This window comes from Serratia sp. Z4, from assembly GCF_009900725.1.
GTDB classification, from domain to species: domain Bacteria; phylum Pseudomonadota; class Gammaproteobacteria; order Enterobacterales; family Enterobacteriaceae; genus Serratia; species Serratia nematodiphila.
This window is the reverse complement of record NZ_JAAABD010000002.1, coordinates 649,221-664,084: the sequence shown is the minus strand read 5'-3', so window position 1 is coordinate 664,084 and position 14,864 is coordinate 649,221. Positions and strand designations below refer to the sequence as shown.

The window sequence follows — 14,864 nt, the reverse complement described above, 5'->3', positions numbered from 1 at the left end:
CACACCCTCTACCTCTTTCACACCACCGGCGCCACCGTCAGCAGCAGATTGGCGAAACGGCGCTGTTCGCCGGAGGCGATCACCAGCAGCGTTCGATCCGATTTGACCGCGGCGTAAAACGCCTCGCGCGGCAGGTGCTCGATCGGGCAATGTTCTGGCAGCAACTGCCGGTATTCGGCTTCGATAGTGTTGGTGAAGTCCGGCGGGTAGGCCATCAGCGCCGCGCTTTCCACGTTGATGCAGGCCAGCAGTTTTTCCAGGATTGGCGGGGCGGCGAGCGTGCCGGGCGCCAGGTTCAGATAGACCACGGTGGCGTCTTTCGGCGCATGCGTCATGCAGGCGTAGTTGCCGTCGGCAATCAACACCTGGGTTTTATGCCCGCATTGCGCCAGCGCGGCGAGCAGCGGCGGGTGAGTGATGGCGGATTTGATCATAAAGCGATTCCTGAATGGGCGGGCGGCAAGCGCGCCGCCCGCAGCTGAATTACATGCGGTAGATGCCGCCGTTGATGTCGAGAGTCGCGCCGGAGATGAAGCCGTCGTATTCCGCCGCCAGGAAGGCGATGGCGCGCGCCACGTCGTCCGGTGTGCCTGCGCGGCCCAGCGGGATGGCGCGAACGGTTTCGTCCGCCGATGCCTGGGTGGTGTGGCGATTGTGGAAACGGGTGCCGAGGATCAGGCCGGGCGCCACCGCATTCACCCGGATGCCGTGCTCGCCGAGCTCCGCCGCCAGCGAGCGCGTCCAGGTGAGTACCGCGCCCTTGGTGGCGGAATAGACCAGCGAGCCGGCGTGCCCGCCGGCGCGGCCCGCCTGTGAGGCCAGGTTAACGATGCTGGCGCCGTCCGGCGCCGCTTTCAGGTGCGGGAGCGCGCTCTGGGTGACGTTCAGCATGGTGGTCATGTTCACGTCGATCACGGTTTGCCAGAAGGCGCGGTCGATCTCGCCCAGCCATTTGCGCCCGACGATGCCGCCGACGTTATTGATCAGGATATCGATGCCGCCGAGCAACTCGGCGCCGGCCAAGACGCAGCGCTGCGTTTCGTCGGTATCGATGAGATCGGCGTAGCCGTAGGCGGCCTTTTGCCCCAATGAATGGGCCAGCGCCACCAGCGCTTTGGGGCCGCTTTCGTCGCTGTGATAGTGAAAATAGATGTCGCAACCGGCCTTGATCAGCCGCTCCGCGGTGGCGCGGCCGATGCCCTGCTCCGCCCCGGTGATAAAGACCTTTTTGCCCGCAAGATCGCCCATGATTGACTCCTTATTGGTTCGTTAAGAATTGATGACGCCTTCACGCTGTTTGGCGCAGTAGAAAATGCAGATCAACCCGGTGGCCAGCAGGCACGAAGCCAGGAAAAACAGCCCCGGCGCGCTGCTGCCGGTCAGATCGTTCAGCACGCCCACCGCATAGGGAGCGACGAAACCGCCGATATTGCCGATGCAGCTCACCACCGCCAGCCCGGCTGCTGCGGCCGCGCCGGTGGAAATGTTGGCGGGCATGGATAGGAACGGCGGCACGGCGGTATAGATGCCGATGGCGGCGATGCACAGGAATGACAGCGCGACGAACGGGTCGTATTTAAAAAATGTCACCGCGCCCATCAGGCCGATGGCGGCGATCACCATGCTGAGGCCGGCGAACACGCCGAGTTTTTTGGTTTTGCTGGCCCACAGACTCCACGGATAGACCAGCAGCGCGGCCAGGCCGTAGGGAATGAGCGCCAGCAGGCTGACGCGGAAGATATCGCCGCCGGAAATGGCGCTGATGATCGACGGCAGCCAGGTGCCGAAGCCGTAAATGCCGCACACCATGCCGAAGTTGAGCAGCGCGTAGAGCAGGTATTTCTTGTTTTTAATGCCCTTGAGGAAGTCGCCCAGCGTGATTTTTGAACCGGATTTGGAGCGGCCGGCGTTGCTCATCAGCCAGGCCTTTTCCTCCACGTTCAGATAGCCGACGTCCTTGGGCGAGTTCTTGATCAGGAACGGGATCAACAGGCCGATGACGATCGGCGGCAGCCCTTCGAGGATGAACAGCAGCTGCCAGGGGGCGAACCCGAACCAGTCATGCTGAATATTGAGAATAAAGCCGGAAATCGGCGAGCCGACCGCGTTGGACAGCGGTTGGACGATGATGAACATGCCGAGAATTTTAGTGCGGTACTTTTCCGGGAAGAACACCGTGAAGTAATACACCACCGAGGGAAAGAAACCGGCTTCGCACACGCCCAGCATAAAACGGCAAATATACAGCTCCAGCGGCGTGCGCACAAAACCGAGCAGGGTCGCGAAGATGCCCCAGGAAATTAATATTCTGGCGAACCAGATGCGCGGGCCGAATTTTATGGTGCCGGCGTTGCTGGGTATTTCAAACAGGAAATAGCCGATAAAGAAAATTCCGGAGGCGAAGCCGAAGGCCGAGGCGGTCAATCCCAAATTATCTTCCAGCGCTTTGGCGGCGTAGGCCATATTGTTACGGTCGAGAAAGGCCAGGAAATACAATAAAATCATGAGGGGGACGATATGCAGCGTCAATTTCCTGATGGCGCTGCGTTCAATATCCTTTGGCATTATTTTTTTCATCATGGTTTTTCCCATGTGGTTAATCGGAATAATAGCGGTCCGGCCCAAAGCAATGAGCGGAGAGCTGAATAACGACGTTGCGTGCATAAAAGCGTCGCGCCGTTTATTTATTGCGACGATTCTATTTTTTCTGCTTTTAGCTGTGACGATCCGGACGATGCCGACTGCGCATCGTCTGGGAAAGTCGTTTTTACCGTATTAACCGGCGGTTTTGACCGAGCGCCGGCTGATGACCGTCGGCGGGAAGAGAAACTCGCCGGGCGGTTGCGAATCATTGTTGATGCGGCCGATCAGGCGTTCGACCATCAGCTGCGCCATCTCCGCCAGCGGCGGCCGCACGGACGTCAGCCCCGGTTCGGCCAGGCCGGCCAGCGCGATATTGTCGATGCCGATCACAGAGATGTCTGCGGGCACCTGGACGCCGGCGGCGCGCAGGCCCACCATCAGCCCGATGCCCAACGCATCGTTAATCGCCACGATGCCGTCCGGGCGTGGCGCCAACGCGAGAACGCGCGGCGCCAGCGTCAGCCCCAATTCGAACATTTCCGTGTCGCCGTAGGCGCTGGTGGCCTTGCCTTCGATCACCCGTTGGCGTTCGCTCAGGCTGTGCCCCAGGGCGCTCAGAAAACCGTCGATCTTGTGGCTGCGCCCGACGGTCAGCGTCGCTTCGGTGGCGAACACGATGTGTCGGCAGCCGCGTTCGAGCAGGTGCTGTGCGGCCAGGCGCCCGGCGGCGATATTGTCCATCGACACGCTGTCGAACAGCCGGCTATCGGTGGCCATCTGTTCGGCAAACGGGCTGTCGTAGCTGACAATCTTCATGCCGCGCTCGGCGGCCCGAACAAAATGGGTCTGGCGAATGTCGCTCGCCGCCACGATGATGCCGCGCACGCCGTGCAGGAACATATCGTCGATAAACGCGGCCTCCTCCTGCTCCTGGCGGTAGGCGTTGCCGAGCAAGACCCGGTAGCGGTGAGCCCGCGCCGCGCCGTCGACCGCATGCGCCAGCGCCGAAAAGCTCGGGTTAACGATCGACGGCAGCAGCAGGCCGATGATTTTCGCCTGCGGCGCGGGTGCCGCCGCCGATTGAGCCGGCCGGTAGCCCAGGGTCGCCATCGCCCGTTCGATGCGCTCACGGGTCTGCGCGCTCATCTGGTGACTGCGATTATTCAGCAGGTTCGACACGCTGCTGATGGACACGCCGGCCAACCGCGCCACATCACGAATATTTGCCATTTGCCGCTACCTTGCTGCCTGCCGTTAGCCTGCAATCTATAAGGGAAGCCGGCCGCAGGCAAGCTGCAACCGGGGCGCCGCGTGCATGGGATCGCGCATTTGTGAGAGTCGTCAGGCGGCAGCCGTGTTGTTTACTAAACAACAGCGGGGGTGGGGGCACTGTGTTAACGCAGATGAGTGAGATCTGCGAAGCATCTCTCGTTTATCGCCCTTCGGGGCGGCGGGTTCTGTACTATTGTTTTCTCTTTGCGGCACGTTCCAGGCCGATGGGGCGCTGGGCGCAACGGAGATCACAGATGAACAAACGGGAATTAGAAAGCGCGATTGTCACCGATTTTTCCAAACGCATGAGCTATGGCGACTACCTGTGCCTGGACCAACTGCTGGACTGCCAGCACCCGCTCTCCAACCCGCCGCATCATGACGAAATGCTGTTCGTGATACAGCACCAAACCTCCGAACTGTGGATGAAACTGATGCTGCACGAGCTGCAGGCGGCGCTGCGGCTGGTGCAGCAAGACAAACTCAGCCACTGTTTTAAAATCCTCGCGCGCGTCAAACAGATCCAGCGGCTGCTGTTCGAGCAGTGGGCGGTGCTGGAAACGCTGACGCCGTCGGAATACGTCGAGTTTCGCGACGTACTGGGCAGTTCGTCGGGCTTCCAGTCGCACCAGTACCGGTCGATCGAATTCCTGCTCGGCAACAAGAACGCCGCCATGCTGGCGGTGTTCAGCAACGACGCGGAAAAGCACGCCGCGCTGAAGGCGATCCTCGAAGCGCCGAGCCTGTACGACGAATACTTGCTGTACCTGGCGCGCCACGGCTTGCCGATCCCGCAGGAGTGTCTCGAGCGCGACTGGACGCAGCCCTACCAGCGCAACCCGGATCTGCTGCCGGCGTTTAAAGTGATCTACGACAACCCGCAAACCTACTGGGAAGCCTATGAAATGGCGGAGAAGCTGGTGGATATCGAAGAGAGTTTCCATCTGTGGCGTTTCCGCCATATGAAAACGGTGGAGCGGATCATCGGCTTTAAGTCGGGCACCGGCGGCTCCAGCGGCGTCAGTTTCCTGAAAAAGGCGTTGGATCTGACCTTTTTCCCCGAGTTGCTGGACGTACGTACCGAAATCGGCGCCTGAGACATTGTGAGGGGGAAGGGCGATGAGCGTGAGGATTATCGATAAGGCGGCGGAGAAGGTGGTGGGAGTGAGAGTCGTGGGGCCGTATCCGCAGACCATCCCGCAGGGCTCGCAGCAACTGTTGGCATGGCGGCAGCGCCACGACGTGCCGTTCGGCAAATGGCTGGTGTTGTATTGGGACGATCCGGCGGAAGTGGCGCCGGAAAAGCTGCGCGCCGACGTGGTGATGAGCGTGGCGGACGATTTCGCGCTGCCGGCGGGCAGCGAGGGCGTCACCGTGCAGACGCTGCCCGCCGGGCAGTATGCGGTCTACCACGTGCGCATCAGCGATGGCGATTTCGAGCGGGTGTGGGGCGAGTTCTATCAGAAGCTGCTGCCGGCCAGCGGCTACCAGCCGGTTGAGGGGGTGAGCTATGAACACTATCTCAACGACTGCGAAGCCGACGGCTATTTCGACCTCGAGATTTACCAGACGGTGAAGAAGTGGTGAAGGGGAAATGATAAAGAAGGCTGAATCGATGGGCGGTACAGATTCAGCCCGTTGTGTTGGCTTAACGTCAGTGATTTTGCCGCCAGCCTATTCATCTCCTTGCCAAAAGGGTTACAGCGGACGGCGTTTTTGCCGGTACTGCCGCCCGGGGGGCGGCGTTAACCGGCTTTCCCGGCGTACCAATTACCTACTCTTTAGGGAACAACTGATCGACGGCGCTCTGGATTGCCGCCTGATGGCCGCCACCCGGTGCGGCGGTGCGTGCGGCGCCGCCAGGCTGGTTGAGATCCAGCTGGCCGCCGGTGTTGATCGCGCCATCCTCTTTCACCGTGATATTGAAACTGGTGCCGGTGATGTTGATTTGGCCGTCCGCCAGCAGTTCGATCACGCTTTCGCCGCACTCGAGCCGCAGCGATTCGCCGGAGCCGAGGGTAAAGGCATTGACCACGGCGTCGCTGCGCGTTTTGCCGGTCAGCGCGGAGGATTCGCCTTTGACGCCGGTGGCCTGATTGAGCACCACCCGCTTGATCTGGTTGCCGCCCACCAGGTGGGTGTGGTCGTTAGCGATGGTGTGGCTCTCATCGTTTTTCACCTGGGTGTCCATGTTGCGCTCCGCCTGGATCCACACCTGCTCGGCGCCGGCCTTGTCTTCGAAACGCAGGGCGTTGGCGTTGTCGGCGGTGCCGTCCTTGGTGCGGCTCATAAAGCCCATCTGGGTGGCGGCGGCCGGCAGCGCCCACGGCGGCATGCTGGCTTCGTTATAGACGCGCCCGGTGACGATCGGCCGATCCGGATCGCCGTTGATAAAGTCCACCACCACTTCGTCGTTGACGCGCGGGATCTGCACACCGCCGTAGCCCTGGCCGGCCCAGGCGCTGGAGACGCGCACCCAGCAGGAGCTGCCGTCGTCTTTCGGCCCGAAGCGATCCCAGTGGAATTTCACCTTGATGCGGCCGTATTTATCGGTCCAGATCGATTCGCCGGCCGGGCCGACCACCCGGGCGGTCTGCGGCCCGTGGGTTTTCGGCCAGCTGGCCTGCTGCGGCGGGTGCCAGGGCACGTCCGCCGGCAGCACGGTGAAGTCGATACGGTGTTCGCTACTCTGATCGTCGCCGCTGGCGTAGCGGTTCTCTTTCAGGTGATAGTTGGCCTGCAGCGTCAGGTACTCGCGGTTGTCGTCGGCGTGCGGGGCGTTATACAACGTAAAGGTGCTGCCGGGGGCGATGCCCATGGCGGTGGCGGTGCCTCGGATCTGCTGATGCTCGGCCTGCCAGGCTTCCTGGCGCACGCGGGCGTAGAACTCCCCTTGCTGATGCTCGGTATAGCGGCCTGGCCAGTCGTAAACGTCGATCTGCCCCGGCGTGGGGGAGACCGGGTTTTGCCGCGCCTGGAACAGCCAGGCGTTAGGTTTGCGAAAATCATAGTCGTCCAGGCTGTAGATGCCCGGCGTGACGCGATCGGACAATGTCCACTGGCTGATGCCTTCCTCGCTGGTGCTGCCGCCGGACGGCGTCAGATGGTAGGGGATCATCTCGTAGCCGGGATAAGGCTGGTGGTGGTGGGGCGCATCCCCGAGCACCAGCGTGTGCTTGCCCATCTCGTGTTTGAAATAGTAATAGATGCCCTCCAGCTCCATCAGGCGGCTGATGAAGTTGAAGCTGCTTTCGTTGTACTGCACGCAGTAGCCCCACAGGCGATAGTCGCCGGTCAGCTGATCTTCCAGCTGCACGTTGTGCTCCGCCAGCAGGGTCTTGACGATCTGCGGCACCGTCTGTTCCTGGAAGATGCGGAAGTTGCGGTCTTTGGTCATCGGCCACAGATCCGGCTGCACGTGCAGGTTATACACCGCGTAGCGCGTGCCGCCGATCTCTTCGCTGCTGACGGCGATGGCGGTGATCTTGCCGTTCAGGTAGCGCGGGGCGCTGAGAAAGCCCTGGGTAGGGATCTCCAGCGTCAGCGGTTGGCCGAGCAGCGCTTTGCGATCGAGCCGCGCGTCGGTGCTCAGCAATTCAATAGAGAAGTCGAAAGGAGTGGAAAGCGCTTCGATGCCGTCCAGCGAGCGGAACAGCAGTTGCTCCTGGCCCAGCGGCGTGTGCGCAATAATGCGATCCAACATGAGAACATCCTCTGTGATTGACGTCATGCCCTGCATACTCCGGCGTTGCAGCGGCCTTGCCGCGCGGCCAATGAGGGGGCAGTTGCTCGTCAGTCTCATGAAATAGGGAAAACCCCGCCGCGGCGGAGTTTCAGAACGGGATTAACCGGCGGTGGCCGGGTTGACCAGCCAGGTGCCGGCGGTGTCGATGCTGAGCTGTTGGCGGCGCAGCCGATCGTTGTGGCGGATCTCCAACTGATAACGGCCTGGCGCCAGGTTCAGGCTGGCGAAGCCGTTTTCGCCCGGCGTCACCTGCTGCGGCTTGCCGTCGAGGCTGACCTGCTCACCCGGTTGCAGTTTGAAGTACACCAACGCCACCGGTTGCGCCGGCGGCGCCGCTTTTTCAGGTTCCGCCGCCGCAGGCTGCGCGGTTTGCGGCGCGCTCGCCTGCTCCGTCAGGGTTTTCTGCGCCGGTGACGCCACGGTGTTTTGGGCGACGGCCTGGGCGTCGTCCTTGCCGCCGCTCAGCCAGGCGATCGCGCCGATCACCAGCAGCGCGGCGACCCCGGCGCCGGCCATCATCGGGCGTGAGAATTGGGTACCGCGCGCGGTAACGGCGCCGGCGGCGGCCGCAGCGGCGGCCGGGTTGGCGGCGACCAGCAAGTTCTCCGGCGCGGCGGCCGGGGTGCTGATGATTTCGTTTTCATCGGCGATCGGCAGGTGCAACAGCTCGGCCATTTCGTCGATGGTCTGCGGGCGGTCTTCCGGCTTCAGCGCCAGCGCGCGATCGACGGTGCGCAACAGCTCCGGCGAGTAGCCGGCGGGGCGGCGCTCGGTCAGCGGCTGGTAGCTGTCTTCGATGCTGCGCACCACGCTGACCGGCGGCGGCGAACCGACGATCAGCGTGTGCAGCACGGCGCCCAGCGCGTAGATATCGGTCCACGGCCCTTGTTCGCCGTCGCTGTTCTCGGTGTACTGCTCGATCGGCGCGAAGCCCGGTTTGAGCATGATCTCCGTTTCGTCCGACAGGTTGCCGATCTCTTTGCGCGCTGACCCGAAGTCCAGCAGCACCGGCAGCTGGCTCTCCTGGATCTGGATATTATCCAGCGAAATGTCGCGGTGCAGATAACCTTCCTGATGGATGGTGTTGATGGCGCTGAACAGCGGCGGCAGCAGCCGACGGATCCACGCCTCGTCGATTTTCTCCGGCTGCTGCGCCTGCAGGTTTTTCAGCGTGGTGCCGCTGTAAAACTGGGTGCCCATATAGGCGGTGCCGTTCTCTTCCCAGAAGCGCAACACGTGCAGCAGGCCGGGGTGCGAGAAGCGCGCCAGCAGACGCGCCTCCTGAATAAAGCTGTTCAGCCCGGCCTGGAAAGTTTTGCCGAAGCGCTCGCCGCGTAGCCCGATACTGAGATCGTCGTTGCGTTTCGCCAGCGAGGTTGGCATGTACTCCTTGATGGCGATGGTGCGTTCCAGTTGGTGATCGTAGGCGCGGTAGACGATGCCGAAGCCGCCTTCGCCGATCGCTTCCTGGATCTCGAATTCATTGAATCGATAGCCGCTCGGCAGGCTGTTCGAATTCGGTTTGGTTATCCCGGTTCCCGACATAGTGATGACTCTCTGTGTTCAAAGGGCCGCCGTCTCGGCGGCCGCGGCGTTATGCCTGAAATTGACAAATGAATTCGTGGTTCTGCAGCGCGATATGCAGCTGGCGATAGCGCTGGTCGTTGGCGCTGCCGGTCAGCAGGGTGTGGCTGATCTGCGGCAGCAGGGTGTTGGTCAGGATGGCGTCGACCATGCGGCCGCCGGACTCCACCTCGGTGCAGCGGCTGACGATCTGCTCGATGACCGCGTCGTCGAAGGTGCAGACGATGTCGTGATTCTCCGCCAGGCGGCGCTGAATGCGGCCCAACTGCAGGCGCACGATGTTGCCCAGCGTGGCGTCGGTCAGCGGGTAATACGGCACCACCAGCAGGCGGCCGAGCAAGGCGGCCGGGAACACCGACAGCAGCGGCTGGCGCAGCGCGCCGCTCAGCGCCTCCGGCTCCGGCAGCAGCTCCGGATCGCTGCACAGTCCGGCGATCAGATCGGTGCCGACGTTGGAGGTTAGAATGATGATGGTGTTGCGGAAATCGATATGGCGGCCTTCGCCGTCCTCCATCCAGCCCTTGTCGAACACCTGGAAGAAGATCTCATGCACGTCCGGGTGCGCCTTTTCGATCTCGTCCAACAGCACCACGCTGTATGGGCGGCGGCGCACCGCCTCGGTCAGCACGCCGCCTTCGCCGTAGCCGACATAGCCGGGCGGCGCGCCTTTCAGCGTCGAAACGGTGTGCGACTCCTGGAATTCGCTCATGTTGATGGTGATGACGTTCTGCTCGCCGCCATACAGGGTTTCCGCCAGCGCCAGCGCGGTTTCGGTTTTGCCGACGCCGGAGGGCCCGGCCAGCAGGAACACCCCGACCGGCTTGTTCGGATCGTCCAGCCGCGCCCGTGAGGTGCGCACCCGGCGGGCGATCAGATCCAGCGCATGGCGTTGGCCGATGACGCGCTGGTTCAGGGTGGCGGAGAGTTGCAGCACCGCTTCAATCTCGTTTTTCACCATGCGGCCCAGCGGGATGCCGGTCCAGTCGGCCACCACCGCCGCCACGATGTTGGCGTCGACGGCGGCGAAGATCAGCGGCGCTTCGCCCTGCAGCGCGCTCAGTTGCTGCTGCAGCTCGCCCAGTTGGGCGCGCAGCGCGTCGGCGTCAGGGCCCGCCTCCGTTTCTTCGCCGGCAGGCTCCTCCGCTTCCTGCCGGTGCAGCTGGGCGCGCAGTGTGATGATCTCTTGGATCAGCGTCAGCTCTTGCTGCCAGCGCTCGGTCAGCTGTTTGAGCTCCAGGCGCAGCGCGGTCAGCTGAGCTTCAATCTCCTGCGGGCGCAGGGGATCGCCGATGCCGACCTTGGCCTCGCGGCGGGCGATATCCAATTCGATCTGCAGCGCATCGATGCGATGGCGGCAGTCTTCAACCTGGGCGGGCTCGGCGTGTTGGCTGACCGCCACGCGCGCGCAGGCGGTATCCAGCAGCGCCACCGCCTTGTCCGGCAACTGGCGGGCCGGAATATAGCGATGGGACAGCCGCACCGCGGCGTCCACCGCTTCATCCAGCAGCAGCACGCGGTGGTGTTGCTCCAGCGGGCTGACGGTGCTGCGCAGCATCAGCAGCGCCTTGTCTTCGCTCGGCTCGTGCACCTGCACCACCTGGAAACGGCGGGTGAGCGCCGGGTCTTTCTCGATGTATTTCTTGTATTCCGACCAGGTGGTGGCGCCAATGGTGCGCAGTTGGCCGCGCGCCAGCGCCGGCTTCAGCAGGTTGGCGGCGTCGCCGGTGCCCTGGGCGCCGCCGGCGCCGATCAGGGTGTGAATTTCGTCGATAAACAGGATGATTGGCGTCGGGCTGGACTGCACTTCGTCGATCACCGCCTGCAGCCGTTTTTCAAACTCGCCCTTAACGCCGGCGCCGGCCTGCAGCATGCCGATGTCCAGCAGGCACAGTTTCACGTCGCGCAGCTGTGGTGGCACATCGCCGGCCACGATGCGCAGCGCCAGGCCTTCCACCACCGCGGTTTTCCCGACGCCGGCCTCACCGGTCAGCAGCGGGTTGTTCTGGCGGCGGCGCATCAGGATATCGATGATTTGCCGGATCTCTTCATCGCGGCCGGCCACCGGGTCGATCTCGCCGTCGCGCGCTCTGGCGGTCAGATCCTGGGCATACTGCGCCAGCACGCTTTCACCGCTGCGCGCCGCGCCGGATGCGTTCTCGGCGCGGCTTTCCGCCGGCGCATCCTGGGCGTTTTCCGCCGAGTGAGCGGTAATGACGGCGAACTGCTCCATCAACAGATCGGCGTTGATGCGCTCGAACTGCGGGGAAATGGCCTTCAGCAGATGGCGCAGGCTGTAGGTTTTCAGAATGCCGAGCAGCAGGTGGCCGCCGCGGATGCGCGCCGCGCCGAATTTCAATGAGCCATAGACCCAGGCGCGTTCTACCGCGCTGTCGATGTGCTCGGACAGATCGGAGATGGCGCTGGCGCCGCGCGGCAGGCGATCGAGCGCCTCGACGATGTCGCGCGCCAGCTGCGCCTCGTCCAACGCGAAGTGGCGGACGATCTGCTGCAGATCGCCGTCCGGCGATTGCATCAGCTGATGCAGCCAGTGCGCCAATTCGACGTAGGGGTTACCGCGCAGCTTGCAAAACGCCGTCGCACTTTCCAGAGAGGTGAATAACAGGCTATCCAGTTTGCCAAATAATACCGAGCGGCTGATTTCAGACATGGTTTTCCTCAGGTCTCAGGGTGGCCTGGCGCCGCAGGGCGTCGGCCGAAATAGGGTCAGAACGGGTTTTCCAGCGGTTCAGGGCTGAAGATCAGATCGTCGAGATCGCGCTGTCGCCGATGGTCGGCCAGCCAACTGCTCAGGCCCAATCGCTGCGCGCCGCCGAGCTGGATGCCGTGCGCCTGTTCCTTCGCCAGGATCAGGCGCACTTCCCAGACGAACTCGATGCCCAGGTATTGGCGCACCCAGTCGCGCAGTTGCCGGCACAGCTCGGCGCCCGGCAGGAAGCGGTCATAGTCCTGCTGCGGCATCGGCCCCAGCTCGATGCGGAACTTGTGCTGGATATCGCGCACCGCGATGCCGAGAAAGGCCGACTCGCCGAGCCGCGGCGCACCGCGCCCGGCCTTGAGCCGCGCCTGTTCGCGCGGTTCCACCCGCAGCCAGTGCGGCACGTTTTCGACGATGCGCACCGGCACCTTGAAATACTGCTGCAAAATCTTGCTCAGGCCTTCCGGATCGCGGCTGTGGCGAATCAGATGACCGGCCATAAAATGCTTGGCGTGGGCGTTGATGCTGTCGCGCTCCTGTTGCGCCGGCTGGCCGATGCCGATCAGGCTCGACAGATACTCGTCGAAGCGCCGGTTGTCCGGGCGATCCAGCGATACCGTCGGCTGCGCGTCGGCCCAGGCGCGGTAAAACAGCAGCGTCAGCCGGTGATGGAACAGGTTGGTGAACGCCAGCAGGGTGGTGTCCTGATGGTGGTACACCCGTTCGCGTACGTATTCGGTCAGGTGCAGCGGCAGCGGCCCGTTGGGGCCGAACAGGCCGAAGCTGAAGATCGAAACGTCGTGCAGCGGGCTGTTGGCGCGTGGCGCCACCTGCGCCAGCGTGGAGGGCGCGAACGACAGCGACGGCTCCTGGCCCAGGCGCAGCATCTCGTGGCGCGGCAGCGGCGCGCGCCCCAGCAGATAGGGCTGGCCGCCCTGGGCGTCGATGCGTCGCAGCAGTTGAAACAGATCGTGCTTGTAAGGCGCACTGCGCAGCCGCGGCCAGAAGTCGTCCGGCAGCCGATACAGCGCATTGATCTGCGGCGGCGCCAGTTCGGTGGCGATCATCTCCGCGCTCATATCAGCGTCCTTTTGCCCATGCGCGCCTGCCAGTGGGCGATTTCGCCGCGCTGCTGGCTGGAGAGCGTCATCTCGGTGAAGGTGTTCATCGCCACCAGGCGCGAGAACAGGCGCTCCAGCACGCTGCCGAGCAGGTAAGGGCTGTTGCCGGAGAACGCCTGCTCATCGACCGTCAGATCGATGGCGATACCGCGCGCGAACACGATCGGGCCCGGCTCCGGCACACGCCGATAGACCGGCCGCAGGTTGCAGTGGCGCACGCCCTGGATCTGTTTGGCGATCGCCGGCTCGCTCAGGTTGCCGTACAGCCCCAGCAGCTGGCGCAGGCTGGCGGCGCCCTGTTCCGGATCGCCGTCCATCATGCTGAGGTAGTTCAGCTGCAACTGGCTGATCAGCCGCCAGGTGATCATCCCTTCGGCCAGCGCCGGGCGTGGCGGGGTGGGGCCTTTGCGCAGCGAGACCTGCTTGATCGGGATCGAATCGGGCATCACGAAGTTGCCCTGATCCTGTTGCAACAGCATCAACGGCAGATCGCGGCTGGTGCACAGCACGTCGGCGGTGAGGTATTTCAGATCGCTGTGCCACGGCGATTGCCGTTCGTCCACCAGCGACACGAACACTTCCGAACCGGCGTAGCCGGTGCGGGTGCCGTAGCGGCGGGCGTGCTCCGACAGCGTGCGCTGTTCGCGCCGCAGCGAAAAGTAGGCGCCATAGTTGCCGTCGTCCGCGCTCAGGGTGCTGTAAAACGGCCGAAACTCTTGCTCGTAGCGTTTTTCGCTGGCGCTGCCGCCGAGCCGCTGCACCGAAAACACTTCGTAATCCAGCGGCCGGATATTGTCGACCACCAGATGGTATTCGTGGTTCTTTTCGTTGATCGCGATGCGTTCGGCCACTTTCGGAAACAGGTTGATCACCGGCGTGCAGTGCAGCGCCAAGTGAGCAACGTCAACCACCCGTTCCAGCGCGGCGTCGTGCCTATCGAGCAGCACCACGATCTCGAACTGGCGCAGCCCCTTTTTCCCTTCACGCACGCTCTGCAGCAGCGGACGCAGGCCGTTGACGCTGAAGAACTGGAAGCGCGCCGGGAAGGCGAAATACTCCTGCAGCAGCCGGTAGCCTTCGAAGTTGCGCAGATCGTTGGGCAGCAGCGCCTGATCGGCGGCGAAGCCCTCCTGTCGCAGCCCGTCCAACGCCAGCGCCCGCCGCTGTGGCTGAGCCTCCACCGTTTGGCAGACAAGCCCGACGCTGTGCTGCATCAGCAACTCCAGCAGCTGCTGCGCCTGCATGTCCGGCCCGGCCAGGTAAAACATCAATTGATCCAGCTGCAGGTTGTTGAGCGTCACACTTTCGTAGCACTCAAGACGAATGCGCAGCGCGCTGACGCAGCCGCTGTGCTGCAGCCCCAGCGAGGCCAGCGGGATATCGGCCGGAATGCCGCCCAGCTCGACGCCGGCGATGCGCACCGGCTGCAGCGTGACGTCATGCGCCGTGGTGTAACTGCAGGTGATGCCGCTTTTCTTCAGCGTCTGGCTGTCCATCATGGTGCCGCGCGGCACCACGAAGCCGTTGCTGATATCGCCTTTACTGCTGTCCGGCTGCAGCTCGGCGATCGCCATCGACGGCGTCGGCGACAGGTAGTTGGGGTAGATGATCTCCAGCAAGCGCTGAGAAAAGCGCGGGAACTCGGCGTCCATTTTCAGCTGCACGCGCGAGGTGAGGAAGGCAAAGCCTTCCATCAGGCGCTCGATATAAGGGTCCGCCACGTCGATGCCGCGCATGCCGAGGCGGCCCGCAACCTTCGGGTACTGTTCGGCGAACTCGGCGCCCATCTCACGCAGATAGGCCAGCTCGCGGTTGTAATAATCTAACAGTTTACTGTCCATCG

The 14,864-nt window shown here is 63.2% G+C and carries 11 protein-coding genes; 2 read left to right on the top strand and 9 right to left on the bottom strand.

Going from position 1 to position 14,864, the window contains the following annotated elements; genetic code table 11:
- Positions 1 to 17: 17 nt before the first annotated feature.
- From GT753_RS11025 to GT753_RS11010, 4 genes are all read right to left on the bottom strand, one after another.
- On the bottom strand, positions 18 to 434 hold the full coding sequence (locus GT753_RS11025) for an RbsD/FucU domain-containing protein (RefSeq protein ID WP_015378302.1): 417 nt from the start codon (positions 432 to 434) through the stop codon (positions 18 to 20).
- A 49-nt stretch (positions 435 to 483) separates the two neighbouring features.
- The gene (locus GT753_RS11020) at positions 484 to 1,248 is read right to left on the bottom strand and encodes an SDR family NAD(P)-dependent oxidoreductase (protein WP_015378301.1); all 765 of its coding nucleotides are present in this window, start codon (positions 1,246 to 1,248) and stop codon (positions 484 to 486) included.
- Between the two features lie 21 nt (positions 1,249 to 1,269).
- Positions 1,270 to 2,565: an MFS transporter gene (locus GT753_RS11015; RefSeq protein WP_170310332.1), complete on the bottom strand. Its 1,296-nt coding sequence runs from the start codon at positions 2,563 to 2,565 to the stop codon at positions 1,270 to 1,272.
- A 210-nt stretch (positions 2,566 to 2,775) separates the two neighbouring features.
- Positions 2,776 to 3,813: a LacI family DNA-binding transcriptional regulator gene (locus tag GT753_RS11010; RefSeq protein ID WP_015378299.1), complete on the bottom strand. Its 1,038-nt coding sequence runs from the start codon at positions 3,811 to 3,813 to the stop codon at positions 2,776 to 2,778.
- 296 nt (positions 3,814 to 4,109) lie between these two features.
- Here GT753_RS11010 and kynA point away from each other — a divergent pair, with 296 nt between their 5' ends.
- On the top strand, positions 4,110 to 4,952 hold the full coding sequence (gene kynA / locus GT753_RS11005; RefSeq protein WP_015378298.1) for a tryptophan 2,3-dioxygenase: 843 nt from the start codon (positions 4,110 to 4,112) through the stop codon (positions 4,950 to 4,952).
- A 22-nt stretch (positions 4,953 to 4,974) separates the two neighbouring features.
- Positions 4,975 to 5,442, top strand: a complete 468-nt coding sequence (gene sbmC, locus GT753_RS11000) for a DNA gyrase inhibitor SbmC (protein WP_015378297.1) — start codon at positions 4,975 to 4,977, stop codon at positions 5,440 to 5,442.
- A 187-nt stretch (positions 5,443 to 5,629) separates the two neighbouring features.
- Here sbmC and GT753_RS10995 read toward each other — a convergent pair whose 3' ends face one another.
- From GT753_RS10995 to tssF, 5 genes are all read right to left on the bottom strand, one after another.
- Positions 5,630 to 7,558, bottom strand: coding sequence for a type VI secretion system Vgr family protein (locus GT753_RS10995; protein ID WP_015378296.1), 1,929 nt, complete (start codon positions 7,556 to 7,558; stop codon positions 5,630 to 5,632).
- 141 nt (positions 7,559 to 7,699) lie between these two features.
- Positions 7,700 to 9,145, bottom strand: coding sequence for a serine/threonine-protein kinase (locus GT753_RS10990; protein WP_015378295.1), 1,446 nt, complete (start codon positions 9,143 to 9,145; stop codon positions 7,700 to 7,702).
- Between the two features lie 49 nt (positions 9,146 to 9,194).
- The gene (tssH, locus tag GT753_RS10985) at positions 9,195 to 11,852 is read right to left on the bottom strand and encodes a type VI secretion system ATPase TssH (protein ID WP_015378294.1); all 2,658 of its coding nucleotides are present in this window, start codon (positions 11,850 to 11,852) and stop codon (positions 9,195 to 9,197) included.
- Positions 11,853 to 11,908: 56 nt separating this feature from the next.
- Positions 11,909 to 12,979 carry a type VI secretion system baseplate subunit TssG gene (gene tssG / locus GT753_RS10980; protein WP_015378293.1) on the bottom strand — a complete coding sequence of 357 codons (1,071 nt, stop codon included), beginning with the start codon at positions 12,977 to 12,979 and terminating at the stop codon, positions 11,909 to 11,911.
- Positions 12,976 to 14,862, bottom strand: coding sequence for a type VI secretion system baseplate subunit TssF (gene tssF / locus GT753_RS10975; protein ID WP_004934987.1), 1,887 nt, complete (start codon positions 14,860 to 14,862; stop codon positions 12,976 to 12,978). Before tssF ends, tssG begins: the two co-directional genes overlap by 4 nt.
- Positions 14,863 to 14,864: the final 2 nt, after the last annotated feature.

What these genes read in the sequence shown, in the direction of transcription:
- GT753_RS11020 (WP_015378301.1), bottom strand. Translation starts at nt 1,248, where the DNA reads ATGGGCGATCTTGCGGGCAAAAAGGTCTTTATCACCGGGGCGGAGCAG.
- tssH (WP_015378294.1), bottom strand. Translation starts at nt 11,852, where the DNA reads ATGTCTGAAATCAGCCGCTCGGTATTATTTGGCAAACTGGATAGCCTG.
- GT753_RS11015 (WP_170310332.1), bottom strand. Translation starts at nt 2,565, where the DNA reads ATGCCAAAGGATATTGAACGCAGCGCCATCAGGAAATTGACGCTGCAT.
- GT753_RS11025 (WP_015378302.1), bottom strand. Translation starts at nt 434, where the DNA reads ATGATCAAATCCGCCATCACTCACCCGCCGCTGCTCGCCGCGCTGGCG.
- GT753_RS10990 (WP_015378295.1), bottom strand. Translation starts at nt 9,145, where the DNA reads ATGTCGGGAACCGGGATAACCAAACCGAATTCGAACAGCCTGCCGAGC.
- tssF (WP_004934987.1), bottom strand. Translation starts at nt 14,862, where the DNA reads ATGGACAGTAAACTGTTAGATTATTACAACCGCGAGCTGGCCTATCTG.
- kynA (WP_015378298.1), top strand. Translation starts at nt 4,110, where the DNA reads ATGAACAAACGGGAATTAGAAAGCGCGATTGTCACCGATTTTTCCAAA.
- GT753_RS10995 (WP_015378296.1), bottom strand. Translation starts at nt 7,558, where the DNA reads ATGTTGGATCGCATTATTGCGCACACGCCGCTGGGCCAGGAGCAACTG.
- GT753_RS11010 (WP_015378299.1), bottom strand. Translation starts at nt 3,813, where the DNA reads ATGGCAAATATTCGTGATGTGGCGCGGTTGGCCGGCGTGTCCATCAGC.
- sbmC (WP_015378297.1), top strand. Translation starts at nt 4,975, where the DNA reads ATGAGCGTGAGGATTATCGATAAGGCGGCGGAGAAGGTGGTGGGAGTG.
- tssG (WP_015378293.1), bottom strand. Translation starts at nt 12,979, where the DNA reads ATGAGCGCGGAGATGATCGCCACCGAACTGGCGCCGCCGCAGATCAAT.